Source organism: Streptomyces sp. NPDC048269 (assembly GCF_040652395.1).
Taxonomy (GTDB): Bacteria; Actinomycetota; Actinomycetes; order Streptomycetales; family Streptomycetaceae; genus Streptomyces.
Genome location: NZ_JBEZLW010000041.1, coordinates 1 through 17116, shown reverse-complemented (window position 1 = coordinate 17116; position 17116 = coordinate 1). Strand labels below are relative to the sequence as shown.

Here is a 17116-nt window from a genome sequence, read left to right as displayed (position 1 = left end):
GCCTGGCCGGGCCGGGAAGCGCGGGTCCGAGCGACTTTGGCGTGGTGCGGCTGCGGCTGTACCTCGGTGTGTGAGGCGCGTCATTGGGTCAGACGTCGGCATGGTGGTTGGCGAGGTGCAACGCGTTGGCGGCCACGGACAGGGCGGCGCGCAGATCGATGGTCTCCAGCCGCGAAGGACTTGACCCGCGTCCACATCTCCTACACCGTGCCGAACGGTCCCGCCCAAGCTCTGCCCCGGCCCAGGTCCTGACCGGCGGATCGCAGCCGGACAGCCGAGGGTCCCAACCCGTGTGGTTGGCCGCGCCGTTGGCGTAACGATTCGCACTGACCGCCTCTGATCTGATCCGCAGAACAGATGTCAGGAACGGCAGTAGCATGCCTCACAGGAGCCGCGACCGACGGTGGGGGGTACATGTCCGTACAACGGGGAACGGCGTGTGTCGTTTTCGATGTCGAGGGGCTAGGGGACGGACCACCGCCGACTGACTGGGCGGAGGGTCCCCTGCCGGTGCGCTTAGCCGCAGGAGTGGCCGATCGGGACCGGCGGATGACGTACTTCGAGCCTCGCGTCGGAGAGTCCCTCTACGGGGCGACCGGCCACCCTTCCCGCTGGCACCGTTCCATTGCCCCTCTCCCTCATACCCCCGGCGGGACGCCCGCCGCGCCGGTGGTGGAGGCGATGGAGATGCTGCGCCTGCCTCCGGTCCTGGCCTCGGACGCGCCACGGCGGGCCGTCGTCGTCCTGCACATGCGGCTGTCCGGCGATCCGCTGAACGACCTTCCGCGGCTCCGCGACCTGACGGCGATGCGCGCAGAGTACGCGGGACTGCTGCCCGCCGGGGTCCGGCCCCTCGAATCCGCGCGCAAGGCATGGGTCCTGTCGCACGTCACGTTCGACGACGGAGCCCTGCCCGAAGTGATGCCGCCGCCGTACGGGGGGTGGGGCGCCCGTGACCAATGGCTGTGGCTGTCGGCGTCCGCTACGCCGGTCGATCGCTTCCCGCCCGATCCGGAGGACGACGGGCTGTTCGCCGGGAGGGTCCGGCTCTCCGCGGACTGGCAGGCGCTGATTTTACGGGACGGCGCGGCCTTCGTCGGCACCTCACCGGACTCAGGCGACGACGCCAGCTTCCACCCCACGGCCGCGTCGCTCGTCCACACCATCTACCTCGATGCGTTCCTCCTCGGGCGTTGGCAGGTGCTGGGCGTCAACTTCCTGGCCAATTCCCTGGCCCGGCTGCCAGCGCGGCCGGCGGAGGCCCGTCGCCTGCTCGACCTGGAGCGCAAGCAGATCGAACTGCGGCGGGCGCTGTGGTCCTCACACATCACCGTGCACGGCAACGCCAACACGCTCCTGGAGCGCTTCCAGGAACAGCACCAGCTCCCCGGACTCCTCGCACAGGCCGGGACGGCGCTCGCCGATGCCGCCCGCTACGTGGAGACCGCCCGTGCCCGGCGCAGCGGCCTCGCCGTCGGGCTGCTGTCCACCATCGGGCTACCGTTCGCCGTCGCCTATGCGGCAGGGGCGCTATGGGGGGAGCCCGGGCCGAAGACGCTGCTGTTCAGCACGCTCGCGGCGCTCGTGATAACGGTCGTGCTGTTCCTCGCGATCCCTGCCGTACGCGGGCTCGCGTCCGCCGAACTTCGAAGGCCGGAGGACTGATTTCCCGTGCTCGTCACGCTTTACCGTTCGGGACCGCTCAGGCAGCGGTTGGCCAAGGGGTACACGGTGATCGGCCGGTCCCGCGACCGGGACCGTTACGGCCTGGAGACCCGGGCGGCGATCATGGCACGGCTGCTGGCCAAGCCGCCACGCTTACCCGTCCTGCCCACCGGTGTGCCCTTGACGCTGCGTGGCATCCCCCGGGCCCCGGCCGCGCTGTGGATCGACACGGGGCAGGTCGTGCTGCACGACCAGGCCATGCGCAGGGCCGTGGCCGGGGCGTTGGCCGAGGCCGTCGCCGTCGTGGCCGGAGAGACGCAGAAGGCCGGCGGTGTCCTGGTGCCGAGCGGATGGGTTCCCGGCGGAGGTGACGATCCGGCGGGAGGGCTGTGTGCGGACCTGCATTCCCTTGAGGTGGTCAGTGACGTGCAGCGCGAACTCCTCTGCAACCTGATCCGTGAGTACTCGCCTTCCTTGATCTCCCTGACCGCACGCCAGCTCCACGGTCCCGCGTACGCCTCGGCCCGGGGTTCCGCCCGCCTCTCCCGGGCCACCGACCAGGTCGCGACGCGCTACATCGCCTCCTTCTCCCCTCAGCACCTCGACCGTGTGCGGGCGGGGCTGAAGCGCAACGAGCGGCTGGCCCGGCTTGAGGCGATGGACGTCAACCCGCTGGGTGAGGCGAGCCTGGCGGCGGAGGGCGACGTGGCCCTCCGCCTCTTCGACGCCCAGATGTCCATCTCCTCGGCCATGACACACGCGCTCGTCGTGCAGGCGATCGCCATGCGGGTCCGGGACCTGGAACGAACGGGCCAGCGGGTGCGCTCCGTCCCGCAGCCCGTACTGGAGCGCAACCGCTCACGGGCGATCGCCCACGGTCTGGCGGCACAGTTCGACGTCGAGCAGCGGTCGTCGGCCGGCGGACCGGCGAAGCCGAACGGTGCTCGGACGAGCACGACCGCCATGGTCACGGCAGGGCAGGCGGCGTCGGCGATGCTCGCCGAACTCCTGCCGTACTTCCGCCAGCTCGACACGCACCCCCAGGAGCTCTCCCAGATCTTCCTGGGTCTGGAACTCACCGCCGACGCGTCTTCCGACGGCTTCGTGCGCAACGAGAACGACCTCCTCGCCAGGTGGCACGAGCAGGACACCGGCCTGCTCGCGGCCGACCGGCTGGCGCAGGGGCTGAGGTCACCCGAGTGGCTGATCAAGGACCATGTCAGCGCCGCCAACCTGGAGCGTGCGGCGGGCAGTACCTCGGCCGCCCGCGTCTGGCTGGCCGGACAGCTGGCCCCCGCACGGGCCGTGCCGGACCGGCAGAACGCCACCGGGACGCCGGGGCAGCGCCGGCCGGCCGCGGCGGCCGGCCGCCCGGCACCCCGTTCGGACGGACGCCGCGGGCCCCACCCCGGTCTGTCCGCCGACCGGCTCCTCGACCTGGTGGCGGGTGTGGACAGGACACCCGCCGAGATCGTCGAGGCGCTGCGCGCGTACTGCCGCTCGGCCACCGAGGCCGACCTCACCCGGCCCTTGCGGCAGCGGGACCGCGAGGAGGCGAAGGCCCTGCGTCGTGTGCTGCGCCCGCGGCGCGCCCAGCAGGTCAGCTGCGACACCCCGTTGTCGTCGTGGGACGAACCCGCGGCCGGTCGTGCGCTGAACAGCGCAGGCGAGTCGGGTCTCGCGCTCCTGCACTGGGACGTGTCCGAAGCCGACCGTCCGCGGGTACGGGCGGGACTCCGGGCTCTCGGCCGGCCGCCGGGCGGCATCAGATCCGTCCTGCTCACCGACACCACGTACACCGGAAAGGCGAAGGAACGCCGCGGCACGGTGGAGCTCCTGCTGGTCGCACCGGCGGGAGACGACAGGACCGACGCCACCGAGGAGGCCACCCGATGACCACGGCACATGTCGCGGCCGCCGTGCCCGTCATGCTGGATCTGCGCGCCTACCGGAAGGTGCCCGGATCGCCCGATGGCTACATGGCGTTGTGGGAGCTGCTGGAGCCCGTCCTGGTGACGCTCGACCCCCGGTCGGGACCGCGGGTGCGGCTCGACCTCGGGGAGGAGGGAGAGGTCGGGGTCTGGTTCCTCAGCCCGGCCACGGCGCCCGTGCCGTTCAGCGCGGCGACCCCCTTCGCCGTACGCGGAGTTCTGGAGCCGCCGAGGGTCAGGTACGTCTGCGACACGTGCCGGGCCTCCGGAACGACCACCTATGCCCCTTTCACCTGCACCGGCTGCGGCACCAAGGAGAAGCCCGGCCGGGTGTGCGACGCTCACGCGGTCTTCCTGGAAGGCAGCCTCCGGGCGTCCTGCGTCCGGCACGAACCCACCTGCCGGTGCGGCCGGCCGGGCCGCGGCTGGTGCGGGGGCCCGCGCTGCCGTTCGGGGCGGGCGTGGTGCGACGACCACCTCGTGCCGCACCCCGGGGATGCCTCGCTGGCCTACTGCGTGGACTGCCACGCCGACCGCTTCCCCGCCTGCGAACGGCCCGGTTGCCCGGCCACGGGTCACATCCGCTGCGAGCACCTCGGCCTGGACGACGCGCGCGCCTGCGGCCGTCGCGTCTGTGGCGAGCACGTCATGCGGTGGCAGATCTACGGATCGCGGAGCAAGGGGCTCGCGCTGTGCGGCCGGCACCACAGGGACTTGCGCGGTTCCGCTCCCGAGGCCCTGGTCGCCCTCGTCGTGGCGGGTACCGTGGCGCGTTCCCAGGCTCGCCGTGGCAACCGGTTCGGCGGACGCAGGGCGGCGTTCCTGCCGCGGATCGGCATCGTCCGGCACATCTTCATCAACACCTGCCAGCGCGTCCTCGACATGGGGGCCGTTGACGCCCTGTTCGTACGGCTCCAGGACGATCTGCGGCGCCGCGGCGGCCGGGACGGCGGCAACCTCGTACAGACGGCTCTGCGCCTGCTCGACGAACAGGCGGCGTCACGCCGCGAGGACGTGCAGCGGTTCCGCGACAGCCACGAAGAAGGACGGGGGCACTTCGCACGGCTGCGGACGCTGCTACAGCAGTCCGGGAAGCACGAGCTCGCGGATGCCGTCACGTTCTCCGACTACAGGCGCAAGAGCAACATCCTCTTCGTACGGGTCCCCCAGGAAATGCGCAGCCGGTTCATCGGCACCGGCGGCGCGGTGGTGCAGGAACTGCGGACGCGGCTCGGTATCAACATCCAATTGGAGCGGGAATGAGTCTCCCTGGTTTTGCGCCGGACAACACGCGGCTGATCACGGCGACCGGGCAGGGGCTCGTGGCAGGCAACCGGCTGGCCCTGTCCGTGCGCCGGCTCCCGGCGGAGACCGCGGGTGTGCTCCTGGCGCGCGGCGTCGGCTCCGACCGGTCCGTGGCCGTACGGCTGGTCCCCGTACCCCAGCTGCCCGAGGACGTGCTGGTCGTTCCGGAACAGCTGGCCCTGGAGTACGGGCTGGCAGAGGCGCCGTGGAAACTGAGGCCGGTGGAAGCGGCGGTGCCGGCGACGGTGGAGCTGGAGTCACCGGCCGAACTCTCCCTGGACGAGGCCACCCGACGCGTACAGAATTCGACGCTGCTGTCCGGCCACGTCTTCGTACACGGGGACGGTCAGGGACACGCGGACGAGTGGATCGACGTCGACGGGCACCCCTTCCGGGTGCGCTCCGTTGCCGATCGGTCCGGCCAGGCGCTGAACGGACTGGTCAGCATCGGCGCGCAGACGAGGATCAGCGTGTTCGCCCCGGGGGTGCGGAGCGCTGTCGACATCGTGGTGCTGGCCGACTGCAGCGGCTCCATGGGGGCCAACGACATCCCCGATGCGCGGGAAGGCTTCCGCATCCGCAGAGACCTCCGAGTGACCCGGATGGAAGCACTCAAGAGGGCCCTGCGCACCATGATCGACGCGCGGGCTCAGGTGGACGGCCTGGTCACGCGGTTCGCCCTCGTGCGGTTCGACCTCACCACCCAGGTGCTCTTCCCCGGCCGGGACGGCATGGCCGAGGTGACGACCGCTTCCGGCGACCGGAGTCTGGAGCAGCTGCGCGGTGCCGTCACCCTACTCAAACACGGTGACCAGCCCACCGACATCGGAAAGGCCCTGCACCGGGCCGGGGAGCTGCTCTACCGGCACGGCGTCCCCGACAACGACAAGCTCATCGTCCTCGTGAGCGACGGTGCGCACTGGGCGCCGATGAGCGAGGACCGCAGCGGCGAGTCGGTCGTCGGTACGGAAGACCCGGTGTCGACGATGGAGGAACTCCACACGGAGCTCGGTATCCGGCTCCACGCGGTGGGGATCAGCGACCAGACGCTCTTCGGCCGTTGGTGGGAGGACTACTGCAAGCAGCAGAAGGTACGTGTCGAGCCGCCCCAGCACCTGGTCCCCAACCACGAACTGCTCCAGCAGCTGGCCGACGTCGCCGGCGGCGACCGGCACCGCATCGGCGGGGTGGAAGTGCTGGAGGAGTACTTCGCGGAGCTGGGCAGCGGCGTCGTCAGGTCGGTCGGCTCCCCGGCGCAGAGACGGCTGCCCACGCTACAGCTCGACCCCGGCGCCGTCGCCGCGCCCGGCCGGCCGATGGTCGACCCCTCCCGGCGGGAGCGCTGGGAGGCGCGGGTGGAGACCGTCCTCGGGCTCTACTCGGAGATCTGCGCGGCGTCGGTGCCCCGGCTCGGTTACGCGCTGTTCGACGCGGCGCCGCCGGTCGATCTGCAGCGGCTGCGCCGGATCACCGTGAGCCACATGGACTTCACCGCTTGGCTGGCGGCCGCCGACAAGGTGTTCCACGAGCGCATCCACACATCCGTCCGTTTCCCCAGGCAGGACCCGAAGTACGTGGCGAAACTCCCCTTGCCCGCCCTCGCGGAGCCTTTGTGGGACGGGCGGTTGGGAGAGGTGCACGGACTGCGCAACTTCTTCCTCCACACCCCGGAACACGAGAAGCGGACTGAGGAGAAGAACCGCCAGGTCGGCGAAGTGCTCTTGAAACACACAGGGATGTACGCGGTGGGCGAGGAGGACGCTGAGGGCTGGCAGCGGCTGCAGGGAGGCCTCCTCGGCAACCTGGAGGGGATGCTGAGCGAAGTCCTCGAACTGCTGATCTCCCCGCCGCCCGGCCAGGGGGAGCCCGCTCCCTCCCCCGTCGGGCCGGCCGCCCCTGCCGCCCCTGCGTCGTCCGCGCCAGCGGGCGTGCTTGGTGTCGTACAGCAGGGCTGGTGACTTGACCGACCGCCACCGGTCGAGCGGACTCGCCTAGGCTCGCTGCCGGAACAGCGCCACGACCCAGCGCAGGAGCCGCCGCCACGTCGACCGTCCGTCTTCCGCGCCGAGCACGGGAGACGTCGCGGCGGTCTCCCGCTGTGCCCGCTCCGTCCTCCTCAGCCGCCTGGCGCGGTACAACTCCCTGTCCGCTGCCACCTTGTACGAGGTGTACTGCAGGACTCGGGCCACCTGCTCGTCCATCCGGGCAGTCGCGTGACCGTACGGAAGGACAGCGGTCGCGGAGCGGAGCAGCTCGGCGTCCCTGCTCCGCTGTTTCCGCCGCAGCTGCCGGAGGATGTCCGGCAGGCGTCCGGGGCGCCCTTCCACGGCGGCGAAGAGCACCGCGACGGCGCAGTGTTCCAGGCGGCGCACGCGGAGATGGTCGTAGAGGTCCAGCGCCCCGTCGAGGTCTTCGGCGGCCTGGTGGACGGTCGATACGAGCAGTTGGCGGTCCTGCCGGGTCCGGAGGTTCTTCATGACCTTCGCGGTCCGCGCGGGCCCGCTTCTGAAGAGTCGCGAGATGTCACGCCGCAGCAGTTGCCGATTGCCCTCCCGCATGACGCTCCGCAGGTGCTCCGCCTGGTCGATGGCCGAGCCCGGGAGGGGTGTGCGATGGACGGGTACGCTCGAAGGTGCCTTGGGTGCGGGCGGGCGCGGCGTCTCCTTCTTCGGGCGGACGCCTTCCGTCTGCTTCTGGAGTGGCCTGCCCGGTGGGAGCGGTTTCTCCTGCGGGGGCCGGATCTTCTGCGGCGCCGGCACCTCGGTACGGGGCCGGGGGCCCGGCGACGCGGGGGTGGCGGGCGAGCCGCCGCCCGACGGCGTGGCTCCACGCTCGACGGGCAGGATGATTCTGTCCACCGGGTGCTGCGTTCCAGACTTCCGCGGCTTTCGCGCCATGAAGCCTCGTCCTTCCCGTTCCGTTCCGAAGGTTGCCGCCGTGCACCCCTCATGATGCCCAAGAGAGCCCACGGGTGAGATGGGGTTGCTCCCGCAGTGCGACGCCGGCTGTCGGTGTCCCCACCCACCGTCCAGGACGTTGGCACCGCAGTGGCTTGACGGAACGTACGTCCGTCCCTCTCCGACGCAGACCCTCGTGTGCGTTGTGCGCACGGCACTGGCAAACGCGAAGGGGGAAGGGCCAGCCCCGCTGCGTCGTGGAGCAGACCTTTGCCCTGATCCACCAGTTCAAAACGACTCGCCATCCGATGGGAACGCAGAGTCGACGCGAAGCTGCTCCCATTCGCGCAGCCACTTTGTGCCGAAATGGGTCGCCGCGAACGGACGAGCGGCGGGCCCCCATACCGCGCGGATCCATCTCGGGACTGCACGCTCGCGCTGGCCGACTGACGAGCGTTGGTTGATCATGGCTTGCTTTGGGATCGAATTTGAGCCAAGTTGACCCGGAAGGATCGTTTCATTCCACGCGAACCGGCCTCAATCGCAGGCCGAGGACGGCTACGCGGGGTTGCGGATTGGCCGGGGTGGGCGCACGTTTTGGAGCACCAAAGGGTGGGAACGGTTCGGCGTCCGTCCCCGTCTCAGTAGTGGATCGTCAGCCTGTAGGCCGTCTCGGAGGGAGAAACCATGCCCCAGGAACCGCCATTCGCGATCCTCGTCCCGTCCCTGATCAAGGGGTATGGCCCGGACGCGCCAGAGACCCGCCACGGGTTGATCTCGAGCTCGTGACGGGGCGTCACCGGTTCGCATGGCGCGATGTCGGGACTCTGGTGGTCTGCTCGCCGTGCTCTTGCTGCACGTTCGCTTCCTCGCCCACTGCACGCGGGTTCTGCCGGCCCCTGCATCTGCTCAGGGTGCGCGGGGGCGACACGCAGCACCGATGCACGCCGGAAGGGAAGCGGGGATCTCATGACAGTGCAGGCCATCAAGCTGCCCATACTGCGGATGCCGTACCCGGTGCGGGTGAACCCGTACCTCCTGGCCCTGCGTCAGGAGACCGAGACGTGGGCGCGAGAGATGGGCATGCTGGACAGCGAGGAAGCGCCGTCGGCTCGCCGGGCGATCTGGAGCCGGTCCCAGTTCCACGCCATGGCCGTTGACCAGCTGACCGCCTGGGCTCTTCCTGACGCCTCATTCACCGGCCTCCGGCTCAATCACCGGTTCAACCTCTGGGCTCTGGCCTGGGACGACTACTTCGCCTCCGCCTTCAAACGGACGGGCGACCTCACAGGCGCAAAAGCCTTCACCGCCCGCCTCCATGCCTTCCTGCCGTCGGAGCCGGGCGCTCGGTTGCCGGAGCCGACCAATGCCGTCGAAAGGGGCATGGCCGACCTCCAGCAACGGCTGTTCCCCCCGAGAATGGCGCACTGGCAGCAGGGACTCAACCGTGCCCTGGCAAGGTACATCGACGCGGGAGTTCAGGAACTGGCCAACAGCCGTGCCGGGCGTGTCCCGGACCTCATAGAATATGCCCAGTTCCGCCGTGAAAGCTTTGCCGCCTATACCGCCCCGTACTCCGTCGAACTCTCCACTGGTGCACGGATCCCTGAGCAAATCCGGCACAGCCGAGCCTTCTGCGCATTGCTCGACGCCTTCATGGACTACATGGGAATGGCGAACGACATTGCTTCCTATCAGCGGGAAATCCATGACGAACACGACGTCAACAACCTCGTCATAGTCCTCCAAACATCCCTGCGCATCACCGTCCAGGAAGCGATGCATGCGGCCGCCGATCTGGTGACCGCCCGACTGCGCCACTTCGAGCACCTCACGCGGAGCGAACTGCCCGCGGTCGTCCGACGAGCCGGTTTGAACCACGACGAACGGATCGAGCTGGAGGCGTGGCTCCGGGGAGCTTGCAGTTTCCTGTCCGGCCTCCATGCGTGGTACACCGGAGCGCCCCGCTACGCCCGCGCAGACGGTCCGTTTCAAGAGCAACGGACTTCCACCGCCGCCGTGCCCGTCGGCGAGCAGTGCGTCTCAGCGTCATGAGGCCTCACGACCCCCGACGCACGAGTGATGGGCGCCCTACGACGAGCCCGGCCCGGCTGCAGACGCCGAACGCCTGGGTCGGGGGCCGCGGACGACCTGCTCTTCCTGCACAGCCTGCCGACTCAGGAGTCACACCCGACGGTACGAGCACTCGGTTGGTGCCCGCCCAGCTGTGGGGAGGCTGCCGACCCGTGCCGTCCGGCAGCCTCCTCGGCTGTAGTGCTCGGCTCTTGATGTGAGCTGCGAGGACTACAGCCTCCGCAGAAACTGCTTAAGCCGCGCTCGCCACGAGACGCGGGGTTCGGTCGGGCGCAACAATTCCGGTTCGGATAGCGGCCATTGGGGCACGGCCGGCATGCCGGTACTCGGCGGGGGCGCGGCCGGAAGCGGTGGCAGCACATCATGGGCTTCCGGACTGCGGGACGCGAACTTCACGGGTAGTGCCGTCAGATGCCGCGACCAGGTGGAGGAGCGCCAGGTGAGCTCTCCTTCGGGCACGGCCAGGCTGATGTCGGGAAGCCGGGTGAGCAGGATGTCGATGCCGGTGTCGGCAATGACACGACCAATGTCCTGGCCGGGGCACTCATGGGCGCCGGCGCTGAAGGACAGGTGCGCGCGGTTGTGGTGCACCCGTGTCGAGGGTTCCGGGCGGACCGCCTGATCTACGTTCCCGGCGGCCAGGCCCAACAGGAGCATGTCTCCCGCCTTGATCTCCTGTCCGCCGAGGGAGGTGTCACCGGTAGCCCAGCGGCCCGGGCACACCATCAGCGGTGGCTCGTCCCAGAGCACTTGCTCCACTGCTTCCGGCAAGGTCATCTGTCCGCCGGCCAACGACCCGCGGAACCGCGGGTCGGTGACCACCATCCGCAGCACGTTGGACATGAGGTTGGCGGTCGTCTCATAGCCCGCGAGCAGGATGAGACGCAGGTGGTGCTGAACCTCCTCGTCCGTGAGGCCGGCCGGGTGGGCCATCAGTACGGATGCGATGTCCTGCCCGGGCAGGGCGCGCTTGGCGACGACAAGCTGTTCGAGGGTCTCCAGCACATAGGCGTTGCTCGCGAGCGACGTTTCAGTGCCCTTGAAGAGGTCCCGGGCGGCGTGCACGAGCTTGGGGCCGTACTCGTCCGGCATTCCGAGCAGGTGGGTGAGAACGAGCATGGGCAGGTGCTCGGTGAACTGACCGACCAGCTCCGCGTTGCCCGTTTCGCAGAACTCATCGACCAGCTGGTGCGCGAAGCGGGTGATGTGGCGGCGGATTCCCCGTTGGTCGAACTGGTTGAGGCCGGCCGTGACCGCGCCGCGCAGGCGCTGGTGCTCTTCGCCGTCCGCACATACGCAGTCGGGTCGCCAGCCGATCATCGGCACCAGCGGCGAGGTGGTGGCGTCGATCTCGCCACTCTTCCAGCCGTGCCAGGTGCGGGGGTCGCGGGAGAACTGGGTGGAGCGGCTGGCCACATCACGGTTCTCGAGGTATCCCAGGACGAGCCAGGCCCGTACGTCCCCGTCGAGCAGGACGGGCGCCACCGGACCATGGGCGGCACGCAACTTTTCGTACAGGCCCATGGGGTCGGTCTCGGCAGCGGCGCCCCAGAGCGGGGTCGCTGCGTCGAGTCCCGTGGCGGTGTGGGCCGGACAACCCGGGGGCGGGGTGAGCCCTGGTTCCGTGGTGGTGTGGTCAGCGGGTGGGACGGTCATACGGTCTCCTGAGCGGCGGCGAGGGTGCACAGGTAGCCCATCAGCGAGAGCAGGGCGTCGCGGCTGGACGACCGGTCGCGTGCGTCACAGGTGATGATGGGCACCGATTCGTTGAGCGCCAGAGCAGTACGCAGGGCTGGTACCGGGTGCTGCGGCGCCTCGGGGAAGGTGTTGACGGCCACGACGAAGGGGACGCGGCGGTCTTCCAGACGGGTGATGATCTCGAAACAGACTTCGATCCTCCGGGTGTCGACGAGGACCACGGCACCGAGCGCGCCTTCGAAGATGCCGTTCCACAGGAACCAGAAGCGCTCCTGTCCCGGCGTCCCGAAGAGATAGAGGATCAGCTCCTCGTTGATGCTGATGCGGCCGAAGTCCAGAGCAACGGTCGTGGTGTTCTTACCGTCCGCACCGGGATTGTGGTCGATCCCGACGCCGGCCTGAGTCATGGTTTCTTCGGTGGTCAGGGGCGGGATCTCGCTCACCGCCCCGACCATGGTCGTCTTGCCCACCCCGAAGCCGCCGACAATCACGACCTTGACTCCCCTGGCGCCGTGCGGCAGCAGCACGTCCGAGCGGCGGGGGCTGACGGCGGGTGCATCAGAGCCTACGTAGTCCATGGATCACCGCCTCCAGAAGGCCAAGTTCGGGGACCGCCGCGACAGGAACGGGAGCAGTAGCCTGAACTCGCTCGTTGTCCACGAGCTTGGAGAGCAGCACCGTGATGACGCTGAACGGCAGGCTGAGATACGCGGAAATCTCGGCCACCGACAGCGGGTATTGGCACATGGTGAGGATGGCTGCCTGCTCGGGCTGCATACCGGGTTCGGGTGCGGACCTCGATGCGATGAGGGTGACCAGGTTGAAGGCTTTGGCTGAGGAACCTGGGCCACCGGAGATGACATAAAGCGGCACGGGACTGCCTTCGTCCCATGCGTCCTGGTTCTGTGACGTCACATCGCCTGCCCGACGTCCTCACGAGGCGGGCTGGTCATGTGCTGGCCGATCCGGACCACCAGCGTACGCATGCGGTCGCCCAGCAACCCCGCGTCCACCTCCGCATCGGCCAGCACCGCGAGATAGGCCCCGGGACCGGCCGCCATGAGGGAGAAGTACCCGCCGTCGACTTCGATCCCGACCATGTGGGTCGAGCCGTCTCCGTGCGGGAACTTCTGTGCGATGGCCTTCGCCAGGCTTTGGATGCCCGAGCAGGCAGCGGCGATCGCGTCAGCGGTGTCGGACTCCGTGTTCGCTTGACCGATGCACAGACCGTCCGACGACAACACGACCACGTGTCGCACGTACGGGACGCTGGCTGCGAGCTCCTTGAGCATCCAGTCCATGTTGGGCAGTGGCGGCACGGTTACTCACCCTCGTCTGATGGCTCGTTGGTTCGAATGGAAGGGCCCGTACTCGGTCTCTTTTCGCCGCTGAACGCCTCCCACATCAGGCCCGGCAGCCGAGGTGCGTCGGCCGTTCCCGGGGTGGCGGCCGGAGCGGCCGGGGGATGGGGGGTCGTGCGGACGACCGGTGTCGGGACGGGCGACTCGCGTCGTCGTTGAGGCAGTCCGTTCACCGTCTTTTCGGCCTCGACAGAATCTGCTGCGGCATCGCGCGTCATCGTCGGCCTCGGCCTCGGCACGGCCGGTGCGCCCGTGGGCCTCGGCGCGAACGGTTGGACTTTCGAGGCAGGCTGCTGAACTGTGGTGATCAGGCGCCGCGGAACGAGCACGACGGCCCGCACGCCTCCGTACGCGGAGGTGCGCAAGTCGACGTCGAGGCCGTGCTCGCGGGCCAGCCTGCTGACGACGGGCAGGCCGAGCTGCGTTGCCTCGCCCAGGTCGGCCAGATCCATGCCGGATGATGCCTGAGCCATGACGCGGTCGATGCGCTGGCGGGCCTCTTCGGTGAGCCCGACCCCACGGTCCTCGATCTCGATCGCGACACCAGAGGGCACCTCGCTCGCGGTCACCTCGACCGGGGCGTGCGGCGGTGAGAAGGTCGTGGCGTTGTCGAGCAACTCGGCGAGCAGGTGGATCAGCGGCTCGGCTCCCGGGCCGATCACAGCCACCTCTGTCACCGACTGCAGCTTCACGCGGGGGTAGTCCACGATGCGGGACATGGCTCCTCGCACGACGTCGTAGAGCGGGATCGCCTTCGACCACTGACGACCGGGCCGGGCGTCACCCAGTACCGCGATGCTGGCCGCAAGGCGCCCGATCAGGGCATTGCGATGGTCGATGTCCTGCAGGCCATGGGAGACCACTACATCCGTACTATGCAGGATCTGCATGTCGCGCAGGTCCTTGGCGAGCTGATGCACGATCGCCTGGACCCGCCGGGCGATCGCCACCAGTGCCCGCTGCGACGAGTCCCGTGTGCGTTCCTCGGCATCCACGGCTTCCAGGAGCGTCCGCAGAGCTGCCCGGAGCGCTTCGGCGAACTCGCTGTCGAGATGTTCCCCGAACGGGACGGACTGCAGGATCTCCGAAGGGGGCTCACCCTTCTGCAAGCGGGCGACAGCCGCGGGGAGGAGCTCTTCGGCGAGCCATACAGTGGTGGCCCGCTGATCGGACAGGCGCGCGAGCAGCACGGTCTCGCGTTGCGCGTAGTACCGCTGTACTTCGGCATTCGCCCGCGCGTAGCGGGCCTCCTCTGCCGAGCGCGCCCGGCGCGCCGTCTCAGCCGAAGTGATGGCTGTCAGGACGACCGCGACGAGGCCGCACCAGGCAACCGGCGTGCGTATCTGCGCGGAAACACAGATCAGCGCCACGACGCAGGCCCCAGCCAGGACACCAGGGGGGATTAGCCATGCCGGAGCCACTGCACGTGGCAGCGCTCTAGGGGTTGAACCTGCACGAACCATCGAAGGGTCCCTAAACAGTCTGGAATTAGTGGACTGGGCGTGATGCGGTGCGACGACAAGAACGGTCGGGACTTCGCTCGGCTGGGCAAAGATGTTCCAATGGGTGCGCCCGACGGGCCGGTTCGAGATCGCATTGGTGGTCACGCCTCTCCACAGTGCGGCCGGGCTTCGTCTGCGCGCAATGCGACGTTCGACTCGCGGTGAGTGCAGCGCAACACGCGGGGCGAGCATAGTCAGTTCGGGTACGCCAGGTGGCCTTGACTGGAACGGAAATCTCCGTTGATCGATCTGGATCCATAGTTGATCGATCACCGCCATGACGCACACTGCAAATGGATGGAATCGACTGCATCCAGCAGCTTGCTGTTCATGGCGTCCAGCTCTGGCCTCCGCCGCCTCCAGGGCCGTGCGTGCCCTGGAGCGAGGACGCCTCTGCAGGCACAGCGTTGGCATCGTCGTACGACGCCTGCACGGGGATCGCGGACACGCTCGCCGAGGCGGCGACCGAGGTCCTGCGCGTAGCCCGAGCAGATCACGATCCGTTCCGGATCCGCGGCGGCGCGCACCCGACGCAGATGACAGCGGCCGTGTGCCGCCGTGTCGACCGGCCGAGCATGCCGGCTGTGTCCGCGGCGGCCACTGTGATCGCGACACCCGCCCCCACCGATGCGGCGCCGACGGGACATGTTCGGGACGATGCCGATCAAGGCGGCGAGGCGGTCGGCGCCGTCCTCTGTGCCTTCGAGCGAGAAGCTCGGCCTTGTCGGTCTTGGACCTTTCGACTCGTCGGAGCGCGGGGAGATGACGGAAGTCTTGATGCCGACGAGCAGGGCCGTACGTAGATGGGCAGGTCGGCGTCCGCGTCCTCGGGACGGCGAAGCGGGGTGGCGCCCACGGATGCCGCCGTGGTCCAGGAGTCGACCGCGCTGCTGCGTTCCAGGAGTGCCACGGAGTCCATGGCGAAGGTCTCGCGGAGGCGTTAAGGGAGGGCGTCGAGGAAGGAGAGGGTCTTGGACTCGGCGCGCAGCCGCGAGTATCTCGACTGGTCGTCGTCCGGCAGCGGGTCGGAGGCTGCGGGAGAGCTACGGTACCGGCCTGACGATGCGTCGTAACAGTCAGCAGTAGGTCAGCATCGGTCCTGAAAGACTTGAGGACAGCTGACCGGACATGCGAATCGTTGTAGGCTCCGGAGAACGCCCTTGACCTGCGGGAAGCAGGCAGGGAGCAGACATTTCGGGAGCTTCTTCATGTTTCGTACCATGTTCAAGTCCAACACCTAGTATTTGGGTATTTTCGCAGGTCAGCGCCGTGCTGTCAGGGGCCGGGTCAGCAAGTAGTCAGCATCGGTCGCGATTGTGTCCCGGCGTTGCTGACCTCGAGCACGCTGCGGCCATGTCCGGGCATGCGGAAGTCACAACGATGTGGGCGTGTCCTTGTCGGGGCGGCTTCACAGCGCGGGATTGCGCACCAGCACGGTCGGGTCGATCTCGCCCTGGCTTCCCTCCCGTGTCTCGTCTCGGAGGGGCAGCTGCTGGGCTACCCCGGCGGACCACCAAAGCGTGACGAGGGAGTTCGTACGGACGGGTGTGCTCCACGAGTAGTCCGCAGGCGCTCAGCAGGCAGAGGCTTGCGGAGACGCGTGGCGGCAGCCTGATCACGACGACGAGGGCGTCCAGGTCGGTCCAGAGGGCGCCGCGTGTTGTGTCGACAGCGCTGAAGTCCGCGTCCATGGCGAGCAGGGCTGTTCATCAGGGATGCGATTACTGATCGCCGAGCGCCCCGGCAAGCGCGCTTGCCGTCACCAGCACCGGTGGTCTGCGGGCGCGTGGCGGACCGGTTGCCGACGAGGTCGGCCAGGACCCGTTCGAGCAGAGGTGGATCAGGTGGCCGCGCCAGTACCGACTCCAGAGTTTGCATGTGGATGCCGAGCCCGCCTTCGGTCAGCAGCCCAGCGAGGCCGGAAGGTCCTTCGAGCGGGGCGGCCCTCGCAGAACAGTAGCTGGCCGCGTCCAACGTTGATGACCAGGAGTCTCATCGCCTTGATACGGCTCTTCCCGACCGAATCGACTCCGGCCGCTGCGGAGCCGAGGGTCTGCGGGCCCGGATCTCGGTGGCGTCCATCAATGGGGTTTGACCTATGGCGCCGAGATGCGTGACGACGTTGGCAAGCGTGCGAAGCCTCAGACCTGCTTAGATGCGGCAGCCGCGGTTGGCGGCGCAGAGGCCGGATCCCGGCGACCGCGGGTGATCGTGGAGCGGTCCACCTGGAACCAGCAGGCCAGGACGTCATGTGTCACGCCGGGACGCCGGTGAACCATCCTGGCGAGGAGCCGGTCAACGAAGACCAGCCTGCACTCCGCGCTCGCACCAACCGCCCGCCGGCGTGGATGGTCGAGAGCTCAGCCTTCCTTGGGGCTGCGAGACGAGCCCCAACTCCGCCACCAGGTCAGCGATCACGGACATTGAGAGTCCCGTGATCGGACGCGGGAATCCTGCGTGCTCCAACCCCCACCACGAGCAGCCCCAAGAGCGGGACGGCTACCCGTCACGCTAACCATGCACGAGGCGCACGGCGTCAGATGCTGTGCATCGCAAGGGGCGCCCCATAGAGCTCGTAACACGATCATGATTCGGGTTTGTTGAGGCGTCGCCAGCAGATGAGGCTGCAGGCGAGGGAGACGAAGGCGTCGTGGAGTTCGGTG

The 17116-nt window shown here is 68.8% G+C and carries 12 protein-coding genes; 5 read left to right on the top strand and 7 right to left on the bottom strand.

The features are described 5' to 3' along the window. Nucleotides 1–549: 549 nt before the first annotated feature. Genes AB0D48_RS29985 through AB0D48_RS29970 form a run of 4 tightly spaced genes read left to right on the top strand, consistent with a single transcriptional unit; the run spans nucleotide 550 to nucleotide 6859 of the window. Entirely contained in the window at nucleotides 550–1665 is a 1116-nt protein-coding gene (locus tag AB0D48_RS29985) for a hypothetical protein (protein WP_362403778.1), read from the top strand. A 6-nt stretch (nucleotides 1666–1671) separates the two neighbouring features. After that, complete coding sequence (locus tag AB0D48_RS29980; protein WP_362403775.1) at nucleotides 1672–3561, top strand: hypothetical protein; 1890 nt, start codon at nucleotides 1672–1674, stop codon at nucleotides 3559–3561. After that, nucleotides 3558–4859, top strand: coding sequence for a KH domain-containing protein (locus tag AB0D48_RS29975; protein WP_362403772.1), 1302 nt, complete (start codon nucleotides 3558–3560; stop codon nucleotides 4857–4859). The genes AB0D48_RS29980 and AB0D48_RS29975 overlap by 4 nt, the downstream gene beginning before the upstream one ends. Then, on the top strand, nucleotides 4856–6859 hold the full coding sequence (locus AB0D48_RS29970; RefSeq protein ID WP_362403770.1) for a vWA domain-containing protein: 2004 nt from the start codon (nucleotides 4856–4858) through the stop codon (nucleotides 6857–6859). Before AB0D48_RS29975 ends, AB0D48_RS29970 begins: the two co-directional genes overlap by 4 nt. A gap of 33 nt (nucleotides 6860–6892) precedes the next feature. Here the strand turns inward: AB0D48_RS29970 and AB0D48_RS29965 are convergent, their stop codons facing one another. Further along, on the bottom strand, nucleotides 6893–7378 hold the full coding sequence (locus AB0D48_RS29965; RefSeq protein WP_362403767.1) for a hypothetical protein: 486 nt from the start codon (nucleotides 7376–7378) through the stop codon (nucleotides 6893–6895). A gap of 1389 nt (nucleotides 7379–8767) precedes the next feature. On the opposite strand from AB0D48_RS29965, the gene AB0D48_RS29960 reads away from it, so the two are divergent. Then, entirely contained in the window at nucleotides 8768–9853 is a 1086-nt protein-coding gene (locus AB0D48_RS29960; protein ID WP_362403765.1) for a hypothetical protein, read from the top strand. Between the two features lie 249 nt (nucleotides 9854–10102). Here the strand turns inward: AB0D48_RS29960 and AB0D48_RS29955 are convergent, their stop codons facing one another. The 6 genes from AB0D48_RS29955 to AB0D48_RS29930 form a co-directional block, all read right to left on the bottom strand. After that, complete coding sequence (locus AB0D48_RS29955; RefSeq protein WP_362403763.1) at nucleotides 10103–11548, bottom strand: cytochrome P450; 1446 nt, start codon at nucleotides 11546–11548, stop codon at nucleotides 10103–10105. Further along, on the bottom strand, nucleotides 11545–12168 hold the full coding sequence (locus tag AB0D48_RS29950) for an ATP/GTP-binding protein (RefSeq protein ID WP_362403760.1): 624 nt from the start codon (nucleotides 12166–12168) through the stop codon (nucleotides 11545–11547). Before AB0D48_RS29950 ends, AB0D48_RS29955 begins: the two co-directional genes overlap by 4 nt. Then, nucleotides 12149–12505, bottom strand: coding sequence for a DUF742 domain-containing protein (locus AB0D48_RS29945; RefSeq protein ID WP_328619690.1), 357 nt, complete (start codon nucleotides 12503–12505; stop codon nucleotides 12149–12151). Before AB0D48_RS29945 ends, AB0D48_RS29950 begins: the two co-directional genes overlap by 20 nt. Continuing rightward, nucleotides 12502–12891, bottom strand: coding sequence for a roadblock/LC7 domain-containing protein (locus tag AB0D48_RS29940; RefSeq protein ID WP_362403757.1), 390 nt, complete (start codon nucleotides 12889–12891; stop codon nucleotides 12502–12504). The genes AB0D48_RS29945 and AB0D48_RS29940 overlap by 4 nt, the downstream gene beginning before the upstream one ends. Before the next feature lie 20 nt (nucleotides 12892–12911). Continuing rightward, complete coding sequence (locus AB0D48_RS29935) at nucleotides 12912–14321, bottom strand: ATP-binding protein (protein WP_362403753.1); 1410 nt, start codon at nucleotides 14319–14321, stop codon at nucleotides 12912–12914. A gap of 2273 nt (nucleotides 14322–16594) precedes the next feature. Beyond that, nucleotides 16595–16762 carry a transposase family protein gene (locus AB0D48_RS29930; RefSeq protein ID WP_362403835.1) on the bottom strand — a complete coding sequence of 56 codons (168 nt, stop codon included), beginning with the start codon at nucleotides 16760–16762 and terminating at the stop codon, nucleotides 16595–16597. Nucleotides 16763–17116 lie beyond the last annotated feature (354 nt).